The sequence below is a fragment of the Shewanella sp. SM69 genome (genome assembly GCF_025653985.1).
GTDB lineage: Bacteria > Pseudomonadota > Gammaproteobacteria > Enterobacterales > Shewanellaceae > Shewanella > Shewanella oncorhynchi.
The window spans coordinates 97,839-117,097 of sequence record NZ_JAKKRV010000003.1; the positions used below are offsets into that span (position 1 = coordinate 97,839).

Below are 19,259 nucleotides of genomic sequence, written 5' to 3' on the forward strand. Positions count from 1 at the left end.
TTAAGAAAGTCAGTATTAATCTTAATTCCCTAATAGCGGTCCTGTGGTGGGATTGCTATCATGAAGATTCTTCTGCGTATGTTGGGAATCTAAAAAGGTAGAAATGGATGAGTCTTAAAATTAGAACCGCTGTCGTTGCTGTGCTGGCGAGTGCCAGTCTGTTGTTAGCCGGATGCGCAACCACCCAGTCTCCTTTAGATAACCATAATGATGTTGAAGGTAAATTGGTTGTCGCGCCAGTTATGCCTGATTATAAAGTCGAAGTGACACTGGCAAAACTCAACGAGATTTTGGCTACGGTCGAACTGACGAATGAACAGAGAGCCAGATTTCATTACGATCGTGGTGTGATTTACGACAGTGTGGGCTTAAGACTGCTCGCACGGATTGATTTTATGCAAGCGTTAAAACTTCAGCCTGATCTTGCTGATGCCTATAATTTCCTTGGAATTTATTACACCCAAGAAGGTGAATACGACAGCGCCTATGAAGCCTTCGATGGCGTATTAGAGTTAGCACCTAATTATGATTATGCCTATTTGAATCGCGGTATTGCTTTGTACTATGGCGACCGTATTGATTTAGCGACTAAAGATATGCAGGCGTTTTATGCAGGCGATAATAAAGACGGTTATCGGGCATTATGGTTGTATTTGATTGATTTGAAAGCTGACTCCGTTGAAGCTAAAAAACAGTTAGCGCAGCATCGTCAGAATTTAGAAAATGATGCTTGGGCGACCGTTATCGTCGATTATTATTTAGGTAAAAAAAGCCGTGACGAGGTGTTTTCTGCGGCTAAAGTAGGCTTAACTTATCCGAAAGAATATGCTGAACGTTTATGCGAAGCTTATTTTTACCTTGCAAAAATGGCGATAGAAACTAAGCAATATCAAGATGCTGCAAACTATTTTCGCTTAGCATTGGCAACCAATATCTATGATTTTGTCGAACATAGATATGCGCGTATTGAACTCGCCAAAGTCAAAGGTTTGCTCGAAGCCACAAAATAACCTCTCTCAGCCCGAGTTCATCTCGGGCTTTGCCTAGCCAAGCTCGAACTGAGGCGCTATAATTTGCGCCTTTTTAGCGATACAAGTGCATAGGTTAACATGTCAGGCAATAAAGTAGAGGTCGATAAACGTCGCACCTTCGCGATCATATCGCACCCCGACGCGGGTAAAACAACCATTACCGAAAAAGTGCTGTTATTCGGAAACGCTTTGCAGAAAGCGGGTACGGTTAAAGGCAAAAAATCGGGTCAGCATGCTAAGTCTGACTGGATGGAAATGGAGAAAGACCGTGGTATTTCTATTACTACGTCTGTCATGCAATTTCCCTATGGTGGCGCCCTTGTTAACTTACTCGATACGCCTGGTCACGAAGACTTCTCTGAAGATACTTATCGTACTCTGACGGCCGTTGACTCATGTTTGATGGTGATCGACTCTGCTAAGGGTGTTGAAGACCGTACTATCAAGTTGATGGAAGTGACACGTCTGCGTGATACGCCGATTGTGACCTTTATGAATAAACTCGACCGCGATATCCGTGATCCTATTGATCTAATGGATGAAGTCGAAAGCGTGCTGAATATTGCCTGTGCACCTATTACTTGGCCTATTGGCAGCGGTAAAGAATTTAAAGGTATTTACCACATACTGCGTGATGAAGTGGTGTTGTATCAAGGCGGTATGGGACACACGATCCAAGAGCGTCGCGTAATTAAAGGCATTAATAATCCTGATCTTGAGAAAGCGATTGGCAGTTATGCCGCTGATTTGCGCAATGAGATGGAATTAGTGCGCGGCGCGTCGCATGAATTTGACCATTCAGCTTTCTTGAAAGGCGAGTTGACCCCAGTATTTTTTGGTACTGCTTTGGGTAACTTTGGTGTGGACCATATTCTTGACGGCATCGTCGAGTGGGCACCTAAGCCATTACCGCGCGAAAGCGATACACGCGTTATCATGCCTGATGAAGAAAAATTCACCGGTTTCGTGTTCAAGATCCAAGCAAACATGGATCCAAAACACCGTGACCGTGTCGCCTTTATGCGTGTGTGTTCTGGCCGTTACGAGCAAGGCATGAAAATGCACCATGTGCGTATTGGTAAAGATGTTAACGTTAGCGATGCATTGACCTTTATGGCGGGCGATCGTGAGCGTGCTGAAGAAGCTTACCCAGGCGATATCATCGGTTTACATAACCATGGCACTATCCGTATTGGCGATACGTTTACCCAAGGTGAAAAATTCCGTTTCACTGGCGTACCTAACTTCGCCCCTGAAATGTTCCGCCGTATTCGTCTGCGTGATCCGCTTAAACAGAAGCAACTCTTAAAAGGCTTAGTACAGTTATCTGAAGAAGGTGCTGTACAAGTATTCCGCCCAATTGATACTAACGATTTGATTGTTGGCGCTGTGGGTGTACTGCAGTTTGAAGTGGTTGTTGGTCGTCTGAAGAGTGAATATAACGTCGAAGCTATTTACGAAGGTATTAGCGTGTCTACCGCTCGCTGGGTTTATTGTAAGGATGAGCGTAAGCTTGAAGAGTTCCGCCGTAAGTGTAGTCAAAACTTAGCACTCGATGGTGGCGATAACCTAACCTATATAGCACCAACTATGGTTAACCTGAATCTTTCGATGGAAAGATATCCTGATATTGAGTTTGCGAAAACCCGCGAACACTAATAGGGTTCGGTTTAGAATAGTTGTTGAAATGGCGGTGAATTCACCGCCATTTTTGTATCTAATGAAAACTAAAAATCGGTTCTGGATGTAAATGATGGCGAATTGGATCACAAAAACATGGCAGGCTTATATTCATTGGTGCGACCGAATGGGGCTGACACCTGAAAATCGTCGCTGTTGCATGCCGCGCCTTGAAGATCCTCCATTAGCGGTAAAATGCGTTAAAGCTTTGGTGGTTGACACAACGGTATCGCCACCCGAACTTCATTCAATTGGTAAATCGACCGCAGAGTGAGGAATTTGCTGTGATTGATACCCACGCCCATTTGGATTTTGCTGAGTTTGATGTTGACCGCGACTATGTGGTGTTGCGAATGCACAGTGTTGGCGTAGATAATCTGATTATTCCTGGTGTGTCCCCGCGGCACTGGCACAAACAGCTTGCCGTTGCCGAACAATACCAAACTTATTTTGCCCTCGGTATTCATCCTTGGTTTTGTCCAGAGGATGTTGATGCTGGGATCTTAGCATTAACATCTCAAGTTTCGGCGTTACTAGAATGTCCTCGCTTTGTTGCTATTGGTGAATGTGGCTTAGATAAGCTCTATTCCTCAACGTGGTCTCAGCAGCTCGCATTTTTTGAGGCACAATTAGCTTTAGCTAAGTCCGTTAATCTGCCAGTTATTATTCATAGCGTAAAAGCACATTCAGAGGTTTTAGGGTGTTTGAAAAAGTATCAATTGCCTAGAGGCGGTGTGATACATGCTTTTTCTGGCAGTACTGAAATTGCACTGGAATATATCAAATTAGGTTTTAAGCTGGGAATTGGTGGTTTGATTATGAACCCTAATGCCAAAAAATTGCTTAAAACTGTCAGCGAATTACCACTTCAGCACTTCATACTTGAGACTGACTCTCCAGCAATGACACCGATAAATGTTACTGAAAAACGTAACCAGCCCGCTAACCTTGTTCTTTTTATAGACAAAATTGCCAATTTGCAAAAAAAATCAAGTGTTCTAATATCAGAACACTTGGTGTCGAATGCAATGCAACTGTTTGACCTTTAGCTGTTTTTAAATAAACAGGTGTAGGTCGCACTAGCATTCTGCACTAAGCGATTGAAATTAAACTCCAAAAATATGATCAAAACGACGATTTTCGACTTTGCCTCGGGTATAATCTGACTCGGAAATAGGTTGATTAACAACATAATTAAAAAGTGTTAACAATAGGGTGATGGTTAATGGATATATTAATGAGTTTAGTAGGGGTGGTCACCCTACTTGCGATAGGTTTCCTCCTATCGAATAACAAAAAAGCAATTAATTTACGTACAGTGGGCGGCGCGTTAGCTATCCAAGCTGCCTTCGGTGGTTTTGTACTGTATATTCCTGTTGGTAAAGACATTCTGAAAGGAATGTCTGATGCGGTTTCTAGCGTTATTGGTTACGCACAAAACGGTATCGGTTTCCTGTTTGGTGATTTAGCTAACTTCAAACTTGGCTTTATCTTCGCAGTTAACGTGTTACCCGTTATTGTGTTTTTCTCTTCTCTGATTGCGGTTCTATATTACTTAGGCGTTATGCAGTGGATCATCCGTATCATCGGTGGTGGTTTACAAAAAGCATTGGGCACAAGCCGTACTGAATCTATGTCAGCAACTGCTAACATCTTCGTTGGTCAGACTGAAGCCCCATTAGTGGTTCGCCCATTCATTCCAACTATGACGCAGTCTGAACTGTTTGCGATCATGGTGGGTGGTTTGGCATCAATCGCGGGTTCAGTATTGGCTGGTTACGCGCAGATGGGTGTACCTATCGAATACTTAGTTGCCGCTTCATTCATGGCAGCACCAGGTGGTCTATTAATGGCTAAACTGATGCACCCTGAAACTGAAGCAGCTAAAAATGACATGAGCGATTTACCAGAAGATCCTGACAAACCAGCTAACGTATTAGACGCCGCTGCTGCAGGTGCTTCATCTGGTATGCATTTAGCCTTAAACGTAGGCGCTATGTTGTTAGCCTTCGTTGGTTTGATCGCTATGGTCAACGGCATTATTGGTGGTGTGGGTGGTTGGTTTGGCGTTGAAGGTTTAACACTTGAACTGATCCTTGGCTATGTGTTTATGCCATTAGCATTCCTTATCGGTGTGCCTTGGAATGAAGCATTAGTAGCAGGTTCTTTCATCGGTCAAAAGATCATTGTTAACGAATTCGTTGCTTATTTAAACTTTGCTCCATATATCTCTGATGCTGCCACGGCTTGTACAGCAGTAGCTGCTGAAGTTGTTAAAGGCCTGCCGTTATGCGTTGCTGAAACTCAAGCTGTGATGACTCATAGAACACAAGCGATTATTTCGTTTGCTCTGTGTGGTTTCGCTAACTTGTCTTCAATCGCGATTCTGCTTGGTGGCTTAGGTGCTATGGCTCCTAACCGTCGTCATGATTTAGCTACAATGGGTATTCGTGCGGTTATCGCCGGCTCTTTAGCTAACTTAATGAGCGCAACACTTGCTGGTTTGTTCTTAGCTATCTAAGTAGCAACAGTAGGGGGAAACCCCACTAACTGGGTCCTGACCATGCAGGGCAGGGCCTAAGTTAATTCAACCATTTTCCAGTAGTGATTCCTGTAGTGAATAGTTTCTCCAATTGAAAAACACAGAATGCAACTGAAGTGTAGCTCTCATTCTGTCTTAAATGTCGTGAGTCTACGGTTACGTTAATTAATCGTAATGCAGAAGTCGCGACTTTGTTCACAATTAAGAATTTTGTGTTTGTGATTTTACGCTAGATTATTGAGATTTTTTTTAATCTAGGTAGAATGCGAACGCCACAAAAAGAACGCTACCCTCGATGGTAGCAAACAAGATAAATGGGGTTGATGATGAAAAACGTTAAAACTTTAGCTTTAGCCGCTACTGCAGTAGCAGCAATCTCTGGCAACGCATTTGCTGCTGATCGTACTGATCTTCACGGTACTGATTATAAGTGGATGCAGTTCAACGCTATGTACTCTATTGGTGAAAAGCCAGATAACCCAGCAACAGGCGATCAACACAACTACTTAGAAATGGAATTCGGCGGTCGTTCTGGCGTATTCGATCTATACGGTTATGTTGACGTATTCAACTTAGCAAACCAATCAAGCAGCAACGGTGACAAGAACCCAGGTTCTGGCACAAGCAAAATTTTCATGAAGTTTGCTCCACGTGTGTCTATCGATGCTTTGACTGGTAAAGACTTATCTTTTGGCCCAGTTCAAGAAGTTTACTTCTCTACTCTGTTCAACTGGGATGGTCTGAATGGTGAAGGCGTTAACTCTTCATTCTGGGGTGTTGGTGCTGATGTAAACGTGCCTTGGTTAGGCAAAACAGGTATGAACCTATATGGTTTCTACGACCTGAATGCTAAAGAGTGGAACGGATATCAGTTCTCTGCTAACTGGTTCAAACCTTTCTACTTCTTTGATAACAAGAGCTTCCTGTCATTCCAAGGTTACATCGATTATCAATTCGGTGCAGATGAAGACCAAGCTGCTTTCGTACCAAAAACGTCAAACGGTGGTAACATCTTCTTCGGCCTATACTGGCATTCAGATCGTTATGCTCTGGGCTATGGCTTGAAAGGCTTCAAAGACGTTTATCTGTTAGAAGATGGTGCTGGTGCTCTAGCTCTAGAATCAACAGGTTGGTCACACTACCTGTCAGCAACTTACAAGTTCTAATCTCTTGTAATTATTGCTTGTTGGAGCCGCATTATGCGGCTCCATCTTTAGTTTTACCATGAGTCTTTATCTAAGCCTATTAGGCTAACAAGTGGGTTTATATAAAGGTTTGTGTTTTTCTCGCGCTAAAATGGATTTTTCGCGGAAAAGTAGGAGCAAGATTTTATTCGTATCCTCTCTTCCGGTCTTCAAGGATTCAAGTCGTGGTCACTTATAAGTTATTTTAAGTGTCAGGATGCCTATTGCTCTTTATGACTTAGGCAAGATTGAATACCTACAACAAGGTAGTTTGTACAAGCAAATTACTCGGCACCGCCTGAAGGCCCGGCCATATAAAAATAATCAAAATAATGCCACCTCTCAAGCGTTGCTTTTATGCGACTGATTTCTATTCATTTAATTTTTATTTTGGAGAGCTATTATGACTGATTTAAAAAAAGCAGCACAACGCGCCATTGAGTTAATGGACTTAACGACTTTGAATGATGACGACACAGATCAAAAAGTGATCGACCTGTGCCACAAAGCGAAAACGGCTGCGGGCAATACTGCCGCTATCTGCATTTACCCACGTTTCATCCCGATTGCACGCAAGACGTTAGATGAAATCGGTGCTGAAGATATCCAAATCGCCACTGTGACTAACTTTCCCCATGGCAATGATGACATTGCCATTGCTGTGTTAGAAACTCGCGCCGCTGTTGCCTATGGTGCTGACGAAGTTGACGTGGTATTCCCATACCGCGCACTGATGGAAGGCAATGAAACAATTGGTTTTGAATTAGTTAAAGCCTGTAAAGAAGCCTGTGGTGAAGTCTTGTTAAAAGTCATCATCGAATCTGGCGTGTTAGCTGCTCCTGCACTTATCCGTCGTGCATCTGAGCTTTCAATCGATGCAGGTGCTGACTTTATTAAAACCTCTACTGGTAAAGTGCCTGTAAACGCCACACTTGAAGCAGCTGAAATCATGTTAACTGTGATCAGCGAGAAGAATACCCAAGTAGGCTTCAAGCCTGCCGGTGGTGTGCGTGATGCTGCACAAGCGGCTGAATTCCTCGGTGTTGCTGAGCGTATTTTAGGTGCTGATTGGGTTTCACCACGTACCTTTAGATTTGGTGCTTCAAGTTTACTAAACAGCTTGTTACACACACTAGAATTAGCTGATGCGCCTAAGCCGACTCAAGGCTATTAATTGCAAACTATCGCTGATTAATACTATCAGCGTATAGCGAGCCTAATTAAGTGTGACCTAAATCTATTTGGCAAACTCAAAACTTCGATAGTATGAACTTGTAATATTGCTACAGTTTTGATGTTTCATTGCAAAGATAAGCACTAGCTACAAGGTTGTTAGTGCCTATCTTGGAGGCAGTATCATGTTTCTAGCTCAAGAGATTATTCGTAAAAAACGTAATGGTTTAGCGCTAAGTTCCGCAGAAATACAGTTTTTTGTTCAAGGTATCACTACTAACGCAGTGTCCGAAGGTCAGATTGCCGCATTAGGCATGGCTGTGTACTTTAATGACATGAACATGGATGAAAGAATCGCTTTAACGACAGCGATGCGTGATTCTGGCACTGTACTTAATTGGCAGTCATTGGGACTCAATGGCCCTGTTATCGACAAACACAGCACTGGCGGTGTGGGTGATGTGATTAGCCTTATGCTTGGCCCTATGGCTGCGGCTTGTGGTGGTTATGTGCCTATGATTTCTGGGCGTGGCCTAGGTCATACGGGCGGCACGCTCGATAAGTTTGATGCCATTCCGGGTTATCAAACTGAGCCATCAAGTGAATTGTTCCGTAAAGTGGTTAAAGAAGTCGGTGTGGCGATTATTGGCCAAACAGGCGATCTCGTTCCTGCCGACAAACGTTTCTATTCTATCCGCGATAATACCGCCACCGTTGAATCCATTTCCCTCATCACAGCGTCGATTCTGTCTAAGAAATTAGCCTGTAATTTAGATGCACTAGCGATGGATGTGAAAGTCGGTAGTGGTGCTTTCATGCCAACCTATGAAGCATCGGAAGAATTAGCTCGCAGTATTGCAGCTGTTGCTAATGGCGCGGGCACTAAAACGACAGCTTTGCTTACCGATATGAATCAAGTGCTTGCATCTTGTGCCGGTAACGCGGTTGAAGTGAAAGAAGCCATCGACTTTTTAACGGGTGCTTACCGTAACCCGCGTTTATATGAAGTCACTATGGGTCTTTGCGCTGAGATGTTGCTTCTGGGCGGTCTTGCAAGCAATGAAGCCGACGCTCGCGCTAAACTGAATCGTGTGCTCGATAATGGTCGCGCTGCAGAACTTTTTGGCAAGATGGTGTCGGGTCTTGGTGGTCCAGTCGATTTTGTTGAAAACTACAGTAAATACCTACCGCAATCACAAATTATTCGTCCAGTTTTTGCCGATATGCAAGGTTATGCCTATAGCATGGATACCCGTGAATTAGGTTTAGCGGTTGTGACCTTAGGTGGCGGCCGCCGTAAGCCCGGTGATGCACTAGACTATAGTGTTGGCTTAACTCAAGTGTGTGCTTTAGGCGATAAAGTAGATTCATCGACTCCGATTGCCGTTATCCATGCACAATCTGAAGCCGCCTTCGCGGAAGCGGAACTTGCGGTGAAAAAAGCGATTCACATTGGTGAAACCGCTCCAGAAAAAACACCTGAGATCTATGCCTATATTCGTGCATCGGATCTTTAAGGAAGAATTATGAAACGTACCATTATTATGATGTTGGACTCCTTTGGAGTCGGTGCTTCTGCTGATGCAGCAAGCTTTGGTGATGTAGGTTCCGATACCTTTGGTCATATTGCTAAAGCATGTGCTGAAGGCAAAGCCGATATTGGCCGTGAAGGCCCACTTAAATTACCTAACCTAGCGCGCTTAGGTTTAGGCCATGCGGCGATGGAAAGTACTGGCGCCTTTGCCCCAGGTTTTGGTGACAATGTTGAGCTGATTGGTGCTTATGGTCATGCCCAAGAGTTAAGTTCGGGTAAAGATACCCCGAGCGGTCACTGGGAAATGGCGGGCGTGCCCGTACTATTCGAATGGGGTTATTTCAGCGAGCACCAAAATTCTTTCCCTAAAGAACTGACGGATAAGATTTTAGCCCGTGCGGGTCTGGATGGGTTTTTAGGTAATTGTCATGCTTCTGGCACAACTATTTTAGAAGAGTTAGGCGAAGAGCATATGCGCTCTGGCATGCCTATTTTCTATACCTCAGCCGATTCTGTATTCCAAATCGCCTGCCATGAAGAAACCTTCGGTTTAGACAATCTTTATCGTCTTTGCGAAATAACCCGTGAAGAGTTAGAACCTTACAATATAGGTCGCGTTATTGCCCGTCCATTTGATGGTACTGGCCCAAGTGACTTTGCCCGTACTGGCAATCGTAAGGATTATTCGCTCGCGCCACCTGCAAAAACCGTATTAGATAAGCTGAATGAAGCGGGCGGTGAAGTGGTGAGTGTGGGCAAGATTGCCGACATTTATGCTTACTGCGGTATCACTAAAAAAGTGAAGGCGAACGGCTTAGAAGCGCTTTTCGATGCGACCTTAGCCGAAGTGAAATCTGCGGGCGATAACACTATAGTGTTTACTAACTTCGTGGATTTTGACTCTCATTATGGTCATCGCCGTGATGTGGCAGGCTACGCTAAAGGGTTGGAATATTTCGATGCCCGTTTGCCTGAAATGCTCGCATTATTGGGTGAAGACGATCTGCTGATTTTAACGGCGGATCACGGTTGCGATCCAACATGGCAAGGTACGGATCATACTCGTGAATATGTGCCAGTATTAGCCTTTGGCGCTGGATTGAAAGCAGGTTCTTTGGGGCGTCGTAAGAGCTTTGCCGATATCGGTCAATCTATTGCTAGCCACTTTAAGCTTGAACCTATGGCCTATGGTGAATCTTTCCTTTAGGCAAATTAGCATTTATTTCGATTTGGCGGCTGACATTTGCCGCCAGTAAACAAAGACTTAAGTCTTAATAAAATAAACAGGGGTTATTTCGATGGCAACACCACACATTAATGCTGTAGAGGGCGCATTCGCTGAGACAATGCTGTTTCCAGGCGATCCATTACGTGCAAAATATATTGCTGAAACATTCTTAGAAAATGTTGAGCAAGTGACTGATGTTCGAAACATGCTAGGTTTTACTGGTACTTACAAAGGTAAGCGTATTTCAGTAATGGGTTCTGGCATGGGTATTCCTTCATGCTCTATCTATGCAACTGAATTAATTCGTGATTACGGCGTTAAGAACCTGATCCGTGTGGGTACTTGTGGTGCGATCAGCACTGACGTTAAAGTACGTGACGTGATCATCGGTATGGGTGCATGTACTGACTCAGCGGTTAACCGTTTACGTTTTAAAGGCCAAGATTTTGCCGCTATCGCTAACTATGAGCTGATGAATGCGGTTATCGAATCTGCGAAAGCTCGTGGCACTAAAGTTCGCGTAGGTAACATTTTCTCTGCGGACCTTTTCTACACTCCTGATCCACAAATGTTTGACGTGATGGAGAAGATGGGCGTATTAGGCGTAGAAATGGAAGCGGCTGGTTTGTACGGTGTTGCCCATGAGTTTGGTGCGCGTGCCCTGTGCGTTGTGACTGTATCTGACCACATCCGCACCGGTGAAAAGACTTCTGCAGAAGAACGTCAAACCACATTCAACGACATGATCATCATGACATTAGAAGCGGCGATTACACTCTAACTGTGTAAGAGTGTGCTACTGCAAAAAGGGTTCGCATTGCGAGCCCTTTTTTATGCTAATTTTTAGCGGCTGTTCTATTCGACTTTGTTATTAATGGTTTGGTTATTAGAAATTGGTTGTTTATGGCTTATCTAGAGCTTAGCTATCTAGGTGTAGTGATTTTCCTATCTATTGAGATCGAGATTAACCTGTTGAATCTGTGTCGAGATCACTTGGTTCACTGGGTGTTTTTGGCGTCGAGGTTTCGGCCGCAGCGGCTGTTGCTTTAGTCGCGTGTTTTACCCGACGGACACTTTTGACTTTAGGTTTAACCTTAACAGGTACCACTTGTTCCGCATCGTTTGCCGCGTTTTCAACTGTTGTATTATCCTGTAATTCCAATGATTTTTCTGACGTTTTTTCGGCCTTAGTTTGCACGCTGGTCTGAGTGAGCTTATCGGTATTTGCCTCTGTCACTGCTTTTGGCGCCTTAGTGGGTTTAGCCGCTTTTTCTTGTGGATGATCAGTGGTCAACACTGTTTGATCTTCGGTTAGCTCTTGCGCCAAACCATCATTAACACTTTCTGATGGCTCTTCAGCTATGGATCGTTTCTTAGGTTTTTTCGGCGCTTGACGCAACTTAACCCGAAAGCGGCGGCGGTCGAAGTCGGCACGTTTGAAAGACAAAGAGCGCGAAAGCAACATACCAATCAAGCCTGCAACCAGCAGCATAATTTGTTGTTGTTCCATGTTTAAGTTGTGGGCTTCTTTGATTTCGTTGAAGAACAACTTGGTATCGAGCCTGACTTCGACATAACCTAGATTCTTCCCTTCTTGGATCACAGGCTCTACATAGGGAGGATATTTGCTTAGCAGCAAATTCATTTCTTCTGAGTCAGGGTCTACAACATCCTTAGTGATACTTTGGGCAAAAGATAACCGCATGCCTTGGTCGCTGAAGATAGCCGCAGACATCACCTTAGGATCTTCCACTAAAGCACTGGCGAGCCATTGCAACTGCTCATCATTTTGCAGTTGTAGCGCGGGCGCTGCACCATAAGCGGTTTGCTGTACCAGTAATCTGGCCATCTTTTGAGTTTGGGACTTTAGAAGCAGCTGACCTTGTAGTAGGCTTGTCTGCCACAATTGCACTAAGCCGAATATTAAGGCGAAGGCGGCGGCAATTTGGATCAGTCTACTGATTTTATGGCTTTTCTTTAGCCCTTTAAGATATAACACTTTGACCCTTAAAATGTAGAGCGCTTGCCTAATCATAATTGATTCTGAGTGAGCCCGATAGTTGGAGAATTTAAGTCCGATGGAAAGCTTGAACCAAGATGCGCTTTTTTTGTGGTTAGTCTCTGACCATTCCCCAAGGTTTGAACGCCAAGGGCAAGTGTTTGAACGTTATCGAGAGTCAGCAAACCCCGCTGGTGTTTCACGTGTGCGAATTATTTATCAAGATGCCGTGGTAGAGGCGACAATATCGGCATGGATAGCGCAATTACCTCAGTCTAACGTTATCGGTATCGCCCATATCGAACGACAAGTTGGTTTACATTGTATCGAGTTGGCACTGGTAAATTTGCCTTCTCAGGCGCAGTTAGCGGCATTCCCTCAGTCTTTAGCTGAATTGCATGTCATTCATGCTGATTTGCCTCGCTTGAATCATCCCGGCTTATTAGTGATGGATATGGATTCCACTGCGATTCAGATTGAATGTATTGATGAATTAGCGGCCATGGCAGGCGTGGGCGAGCGCGTGGCGGCGATTACTGAACGTGCTATGCAAGGTGAGCTAGATTTTGAGCAGAGTCTGCGTCAGCGCGTTGCACAGCTTAAGGGCGCCGATGCCAGAATTATAACGACCTTGTGCGACAACTTGCCTTTGATGCCTGGGCTTGAGCTTATGCTTTTAGAGCTTAAATCCCATGGCTGGCGTTTAGTGGTTGCATCTGGCGGCTTTACTCCTTTTGTTGGCCATTTAAGGCAGCTTTTAAACTTAGATGCGGCCTTTGCTAATGAGTTAGTGATCACTGACGGTAAACTTGCGGGTGAAGTAACAGGTAAAGTTGTGGATGCGCAGTTTAAAGCAGATGTGGTTGAGCGTTGCAGTGAGCAGTGGCAAATTCCAAAAGGCCAAAGAGTCGCGATCGGCGATGGCGCGAATGATATTCCTATGGTGATGGCAGCGGATTTTGGTATCGCATTCCATGCCAAACCTAAGCTGGCAGCGGCGGCGGATGCCAATATTCGCCATCTCGACCTGCGGGTTCTACCTTACCTGCTACAAATCTAGGTTATTCATTTATTTAAATATAAGTCTGGATATAGACTGAATTAGAGTAATGACTCTTGTCTTTTATCGATGAACTGGTAGTTTAGGGAGATTGATAAACTACCAGTGACTCATTTTGACTCAGCTCGCCCAAGGCTCAACATCACCCATTTCACAGTCTTCAATCTACCTACCGTACCGCGATGGTCAACTGCATCTACGCCAGTTATTACCGGCTGCGCCTGATTTTTCTAAAACGCCTATCCTCATGCTTCATGGTGCTATGTCTAACGGTCGAGTGTTTTATAGCCAGAGTGGCCGTGGTCTTGGTTGTTATTTAGCGAAGGCGGGATTTGTGGTGTATGTGCTGGATACTGCAGGAAGAGGGCTCAGCTTGCCTAAAATTGATCGTGATTTTACCTTAGGGCAGGGTGAAGTGATCCGCGAGCAGTTACCTTTAGTGCAGCAGGCGATTCTCGATTTACATCAAAAAGTCTGCCAAGAGCAGACGACTCGTAAAGCCGTGGCGCCTTTGCAGGTGCATTGGTGTGCCCATTCATGGGGCGGTGTGTTGATGGCGAGTAGTTTGGCCAGATATCCTGATTTGCAGCAAAGCGTTCGTTCACTGCTTACTTTCGGTAGCAAACGAACAATTCGGGTTAAGTCCTTCAAAAAGTGGTTAATGGTTGATGTTTTTTGGAATCGTTTAGCGCCAGGTTTAGCGATGGGCCAAGGTTACCTCGCCGCCGATAAGCTGCGTATTGGTATGGATAATGAAAGTCGCGCTTCATTAGTTCAAAGTATCGATTGGGTACGGGGCGATTGGATCGATCACGATGATAGATTTGATTATGCGAAAGCGGCAAAGCGCGCTCATTGGCCACCGGCTTGGTTTATCTCAGGGCAAAACGATACTGTGTTGGGGCACCCTGAAGATGTGGCGGATATGGTCGTAGAGTGTGGTTTTAAACGGGTTAAATCGACGCTTCTTTCTAAGGAGAATGGCTTTAAGCATGACTATGGCCATGCAGATATGCTGACGCATTTAGATGCCACCAGTGATCATTTTCCTAAGATAAGGGATTGGTATTTAAGTTTTGATCTGGCGGTATTGAACAATTAAGACTGCTTTTTATGAAGTACTGGGTATCTTAATTCGACTTCTTGGGTAATATCTAACAGTTCGCCGACACCAATCACACGCCATAACTGTTCTTCTAACTGTTTAGCTTTATGGTTTGCATGAATATTAATGTATTCCAATTCACGGCGTAGGTAGTTCATGTCAGGCTTCTCTGTCGCGCCGCGATAAATGCGTAGGGCGAGGAATCTACCTAATGCTTTGCTCTGATTGATAAAGGTTATCTGTGCTTCGACATCACCGATTTCAGTTGCAAGAGTGCACTTTAAAAAGATTTTTCCGCGAGATTGGCGAATTAACTGAATAAACACTTCAATAAAATCCATGTCCTGTTGGGGTTTCATTTGACGGATAGGTTCGAGAATATCTCGCTTAAAAAAACCGTCTTTTAGCAGTGGCGCTAAATTATATTGCAGAGTATCTGAGGTGCCCGCGGCAAAAATATCGCTGATTTCATCCTGTTGTGTGCCAACGCCTAAACAAGCGACTTGGGCAGATTTTGTCGTTTTTTCAACAAAATAGGGCACAGAATGTAAATCATGCATCAAAATATTTTTTAAACCATCGGCAAGTTCTTTGATTTCACTATTGTTTTCGGTGAGTTGCTCTAATTTTTCTTTGTTATGGGCAATAAGTTTATTTAAAAATTCGACCCCAACATGGGGTGTATGACCCATAACAGCGGTTATATGCAAGGTTACACCATTCTTGCGGGTACGCACTAAGCGGTAGGGGAGGTTATCTAGCTGTGTTTTGCCTGCAATGGTTTGGAGCTTTGGGAAGCTTAACAGCAGTGGTTTATTTGATGAAAAATCTGCAGGATTATCCAAGGTTAATTGCATGCCTCGGCTTGAAATATCTAAAGTAATGCCCGTGGCTTTGTGCTTGTCTTGAGTCACATTGACTAAGGTTTTAAAGGCGAAACGCGCTTCTTGGCGTCGCTCGCTAAACTGCATGGAAACTAACTTAATTTGATTGGTGGTCAGTCGTTGTTGACCAAAGGTTTTTAGGGCGTTGGCATTACTATCGTCTTGCCAAGCTTTGTAATGGCCTCTGGTATCTTCGTTGCTGATTTCGATAAGCTGAAGCAAATGACTAAATTGCGATAATTGTTGTTCGACCAATGGGCTAAATTTTGCTTCATCTCCGGGGAGGGTCGCACGTCGATAACCCTTGTCATGATAAATTTTGTCTTGGGTGACTTTGAAGATCCGCCAGCTGGGCTTGGTCGATGCAAAGCCTAAAAATAAAGGCATCATGCCCTTAGCTTTAAGCTCTGCTAAGGTGGCAGAGTAAAAATATAAGCAACCTTGGGCATTATAGGTAAAGCTAAAAAACAGCCCATGGTCGGGATTTTCAGGATGATTAAGTAGCTCAGATAAACGGCTTGGCGTCAGCATAGCTGGTAACTGGCTCACATCATTTTCATCTTGAAAATAATGCACTATCTGCTGGTTGTCTCGGCTGAGTAGCATGTGGCTCAAACCTTGCGTTTGAGTATTGAAATATAAAGGTAAGTGCGGCAGATGGGGTAAATAATGACGCTCAAATCCAAGCCCTGTTGCTGTGACTATCACATCATTCACATCTACTTTGTAACGCAGTTTGTAGCCGCGGATTAAATTGCCAAGCATTTCACTTAAGGCTTCGCTGCCCCCAATGCGCTTGAGTCTTAACCAAATGTATTCGCCATTGGTTTGGCTATCGACAACCTCATAGTCAACACCGAGCTGGAGATCGGGATAGTAAAACTCTTCACTGAGTTCCAGTAACTTTATTTTTAGGGGATGGTCGAGATCGAAGGGATGGTTGGCTGCAAGGCGAATACGGGTACCACCTACGGATAAATCTGCAGTTATCCCTTGTACTTCACCGCGGCCGGTTTGCGATGCTGCGATGCGAATACTGTAATTCATCCGCTCTTCTGTGCGGTTGAAATAACTGCCTAATACCACGCCGGGCACCATAAAAGGCTCTGACTCAGCGGCTTCCACTTGCGTGATATTTTGGCGCAACTTTAACCGACGTTGTTGGTGAGCATTGAGCACATACTCGTATACTCCCAAGGTATATTGGTTGCGAAACAGTGACATGGCCTCATGTATACTGTTTTTGGCGGGTTCATCTAAAAAATGTCGCTGTTGACCTAACATCACTTCAACACAAGGAAGCTCAGATTTATCCCTGAGATCGATAATTCGCGTGCATGGTGAAGCCAAACGACTGAGTTCCATTTTCACTAGAAAACGGGTCGAATTGGTTTCATCTATCGTCAGCTGCTGGAAAATCTCATGGAAGTTAGGTTCCATGAGCAATGGCTTGAGCTGTTCGATGAGTGCACTATGGTTATCTAGACTCATGTAGGGTTCTTTTTAATGCTTATTTTGTATTGGGCTGTTAGTCTTATGTCGGCAGTATTCGCAGTTACTTAAATTGATTTTATACAGATTTTAATGAGTTATGGCAAAGAATAAAACGGCGTACGTATGTAATGAGTGTGGACAAGACTTTCCCCGTTGGCAAGGGCAGTGTAGCGCTTGTCAGGAATGGAATACGATCACTGAGGTGAGGCTCGGTGCAGCGTCGCCTGGGCGCAGCACTAAGTTTGTCGGTTATGCCGGAGCAAGCAGCAATGAAGTGAAGACATTAGATCAAATCGATCTTAATGCCTTACCGCGGATCTTGAGTCATTTTGGCGAATTAGATCGAGTGCTCGGTGGTGGGATTGTACCTGGTTCTGCCATTTTGATTGGCGGACATCCAGGCGCAGGTAAGAGTACGCTTTTATTGCAAACTCTGTGTCATTTGGCCGAGCAAATGCCTGCACTGTATGTCACGGGTGAAGAATCGTTGCAGCAGGTAGCGATGCGCGCCCATCGCCTTGGTTTACCAACCAATAAATTGCGGATGTTGTCTGAAACCAGCGTCGAGCAAATTTGCGAAGTTGCCCTTAAAGAATTGCCTAAAGTCATCGTTGTTGACTCGATTCAAGTGATGCATATGAGTGATGTGGCATCGAGCCCTGGCAGTGTGTCGCAGGTGCGTGAATCCGCTTCTTACTTAACCCGTTTTGCGAAAGAAAATGGCATTGCCGTGATTATGGTCGGCCATGTGACCAAAGATGGCAGTTTGGCTGGGCCCAAGGTATTGGAACATTGTATCGACTGCTCAGTGATGTTTGAAGGGGATAGCGATAGTCGTTACCGCACCTTGCGCTCCCATAAAAATCGTTTTGGCGCGATCAATGAATTAGGCGTATTTGCCATGACAGAGCGCGGCTTAAAGGAAGTCGCCAATCCTTCGGCAATCTTCCTTTCTCGTGGTGAAGAAGAATCATCTGGCTCGCTTGTCATGGTGGTTTGGGAAGGCACGCGGCCCTTGTTGGTGGAGCTGCAAGTGCTGGTGGATAACTCGGCCATGTCTAATCCGCGTCGCGTGGCTGTGGGTATGGATGCAAACCGTTTGGCCATGTTGCTTGCCGTAATGCACCGCCATGGTGGTTTGCAGATGTCGGATCAGGACGTGTTTGTTAACGTGGTGGGCGGCGTGAAAGTGACTGAAACCAGTGCCGACTTAACGTTACTCTTGGCAATGGTATCGAGTTTTCGCGGTGATATTTTGCCTAGCGATTTAGTTGCCTTTGGTGAGGTCGGGCTGTCCGGCGAAATTCGTCCTGTGCCCAATGGGCAAGAGCGATTAATCGAAGCCGCTAAGCATGGTTTTAAGCGAGCAATAGTGCCCAAGGCCAATGTGCCGAAAAAGCCTCCAGCTGGGATGGAAGTGGTGGGTGTTTCTAAGTTATCCGAAGCGCTAGAAGCGATTTAGCATCAAATGCTCGCGAGTGAGATTAACACCAGCAAGCAAAACAGCGCCATTAGGCGCTGTTTGTGAGCGAGTGTCTTAATCTGTGATATTGTGTTTTTCGATAAACAACATGAGTTCACGATTCAGCAAAGAAGCATCACCTAGGTTCAGTTCCACCATACGTTTTAGGTGGCTGATACTATCAACATCGATAAAGTTACACTTCAAACCTAATTGGGCATTTTTTTGATGGACCAACTCAGTTTCCATACGGATCTCAATGTCAGATTCTGGTAAGGCAAAACTGAGGGTAATAGCATCACCCGAATTAATAAAATTTTGCGGTTCTTCAACCAAGGCGCCATTTAGACTCAAATCGAGAATGGTCGTCTCCCACTGTGCACCACCTTGTTGTAGATGTGCGCTCGTGGCAAATAGAATCCGCGAAAACTTACGCCTTTCGTCCATACCCAATCCTTTTTCTTTCATAGTCAGCTAAGTGTAGTCCCATCAGTGCCTCTAAGCATAAGTCATATTGATGTGACTGTAAAAGCAGAGTAATTTTTTGTTCAATAAAGCTACCAAGATCGCATATTCACGCAGGCGGTGAATGACGAGGTGTTCGTTACAGACAGCGTAAGTGTGGCTCCTTGTACAGCAACCCCTGAAACGTTAATACGCCAAGTATCAATACACTAAGTATCAAGGTTTGGTTGACTTGCCATATTCTAATATTGGGAGATGAAGGAGGGGGGAAGTTAGCGTACGTTTACGCGGCACTGGCAGACTCTTATCGTGATTAATGTGATATTAAGTAGCAGTTATTACATAGGTTTAGGCGTTTTTTTAAACAACAGATTTCAGTTTTTGCCGCTAATTTTTTATCGAAGTGTAGGCGATGTCT

At 44.6% G+C, this 19,259-nt stretch carries 16 protein-coding genes; 13 read left to right on the forward strand and 3 right to left on the reverse strand.

Annotation, left to right across the window (positions count from 1 at the left end):
• Nucleotides 1–107 precede the first annotated feature (107 nt).
• The 10 genes from nlpI to deoD all read left to right on the forward strand — a co-directional run bounded on the left by nlpI (nucleotide 108) and on the right by deoD (nucleotide 11,153).
• Entirely contained in the window at nucleotides 108–1,010 is a 903-nt protein-coding gene (nlpI, locus tag L5M37_RS06350; protein WP_168822816.1) for a lipoprotein NlpI, read from the forward strand.
• 99 nt (nucleotides 1,011–1,109) lie between these two features.
• The gene (gene prfC / locus L5M37_RS06355) at nucleotides 1,110–2,690 is read left to right on the forward strand and encodes a peptide chain release factor 3 (RefSeq protein ID WP_219234625.1); all 1,581 of its coding nucleotides are present in this window, start codon (nucleotides 1,110–1,112) and stop codon (nucleotides 2,688–2,690) included.
• A gap of 91 nt (nucleotides 2,691–2,781) precedes the next feature.
• Entirely contained in the window at nucleotides 2,782–2,985 is a 204-nt protein-coding gene (locus L5M37_RS06360; protein WP_173497506.1) for a hypothetical protein, read from the forward strand.
• Between the two features lie 10 nt (nucleotides 2,986–2,995).
• Nucleotides 2,996–3,760 carry a TatD family hydrolase gene (locus tag L5M37_RS06365; protein WP_263199824.1) on the forward strand — a complete coding sequence of 255 codons (765 nt, stop codon included), beginning with the start codon at nucleotides 2,996–2,998 and terminating at the stop codon, nucleotides 3,758–3,760.
• A 176-nt stretch (nucleotides 3,761–3,936) separates the two neighbouring features.
• A complete protein-coding gene (locus L5M37_RS06370) occupies nucleotides 3,937–5,232 on the forward strand; it encodes a NupC/NupG family nucleoside CNT transporter (protein ID WP_105251707.1) in 1,296 nt (431 codons plus the stop codon).
• Between the two features lie 347 nt (nucleotides 5,233–5,579).
• Nucleotides 5,580–6,419, forward strand: a complete 840-nt coding sequence (locus tag L5M37_RS06375; RefSeq protein WP_113939307.1) for an outer membrane protein OmpK — start codon at nucleotides 5,580–5,582, stop codon at nucleotides 6,417–6,419.
• A 421-nt stretch (nucleotides 6,420–6,840) separates the two neighbouring features.
• The gene (deoC, locus tag L5M37_RS06380; RefSeq protein WP_173497508.1) at nucleotides 6,841–7,611 is read left to right on the forward strand and encodes a deoxyribose-phosphate aldolase; all 771 of its coding nucleotides are present in this window, start codon (nucleotides 6,841–6,843) and stop codon (nucleotides 7,609–7,611) included.
• Nucleotides 7,612–7,795: 184 nt separating this feature from the next.
• Nucleotides 7,796–9,127 (forward strand): thymidine phosphorylase, encoded by a 1,332-nt coding sequence (gene deoA / locus L5M37_RS06385; protein WP_173243376.1) that lies wholly within the window; start codon nucleotides 7,796–7,798, stop codon nucleotides 9,125–9,127.
• A gap of 9 nt (nucleotides 9,128–9,136) precedes the next feature.
• Entirely contained in the window at nucleotides 9,137–10,351 is a 1,215-nt protein-coding gene (locus tag L5M37_RS06390; protein ID WP_006082702.1) for a phosphopentomutase, read from the forward strand.
• Nucleotides 10,352–10,442: 91 nt separating this feature from the next.
• Complete coding sequence (deoD, locus tag L5M37_RS06395) at nucleotides 10,443–11,153, forward strand: purine-nucleoside phosphorylase (RefSeq protein ID WP_113939310.1); 711 nt, start codon at nucleotides 10,443–10,445, stop codon at nucleotides 11,151–11,153.
• A 183-nt stretch (nucleotides 11,154–11,336) separates the two neighbouring features.
• Here the strand turns inward: deoD and L5M37_RS06400 are convergent, their stop codons facing one another.
• A complete protein-coding gene (locus L5M37_RS06400) occupies nucleotides 11,337–12,407 on the reverse strand; it encodes a YtjB family periplasmic protein (RefSeq protein ID WP_263199826.1) in 1,071 nt (356 codons plus the stop codon).
• 43 nt (nucleotides 12,408–12,450) lie between these two features.
• Between L5M37_RS06400 and serB the strand changes: the two genes are divergently transcribed.
• Nucleotides 12,451–13,431, forward strand: coding sequence for a phosphoserine phosphatase SerB (gene serB, locus L5M37_RS06405; protein WP_263199827.1), 981 nt, complete (start codon nucleotides 12,451–12,453; stop codon nucleotides 13,429–13,431).
• 115 nt (nucleotides 13,432–13,546) lie between these two features.
• Nucleotides 13,547–14,533, forward strand: a complete 987-nt coding sequence (locus tag L5M37_RS06410) for an alpha/beta fold hydrolase (protein ID WP_263199828.1) — start codon at nucleotides 13,547–13,549, stop codon at nucleotides 14,531–14,533.
• Here L5M37_RS06410 and L5M37_RS06415 read toward each other — a convergent pair.
• Nucleotides 14,530–16,911, reverse strand: coding sequence for a PilZ domain-containing protein (locus L5M37_RS06415; protein WP_263199830.1), 2,382 nt, complete (start codon nucleotides 16,909–16,911; stop codon nucleotides 14,530–14,532). The two genes, L5M37_RS06410 and L5M37_RS06415, sit on opposite strands and share 4 nt — an antisense overlap.
• A 100-nt stretch (nucleotides 16,912–17,011) precedes the next feature.
• Here L5M37_RS06415 and radA point away from each other — a divergent pair, with 100 nt between their 5' ends.
• A complete protein-coding gene (gene radA, locus L5M37_RS06420; RefSeq protein ID WP_006082696.1) occupies nucleotides 17,012–18,376 on the forward strand; it encodes a DNA repair protein RadA in 1,365 nt (454 codons plus the stop codon).
• Nucleotides 18,377–18,451: 75 nt separating this feature from the next.
• Here the strand turns inward: radA and L5M37_RS06425 are convergent, their stop codons facing one another.
• Nucleotides 18,452–18,823, reverse strand: a complete 372-nt coding sequence (locus tag L5M37_RS06425) for a PilZ domain-containing protein (protein WP_173243387.1) — start codon at nucleotides 18,821–18,823, stop codon at nucleotides 18,452–18,454.
• Nucleotides 18,824–19,259 lie beyond the last annotated feature (436 nt).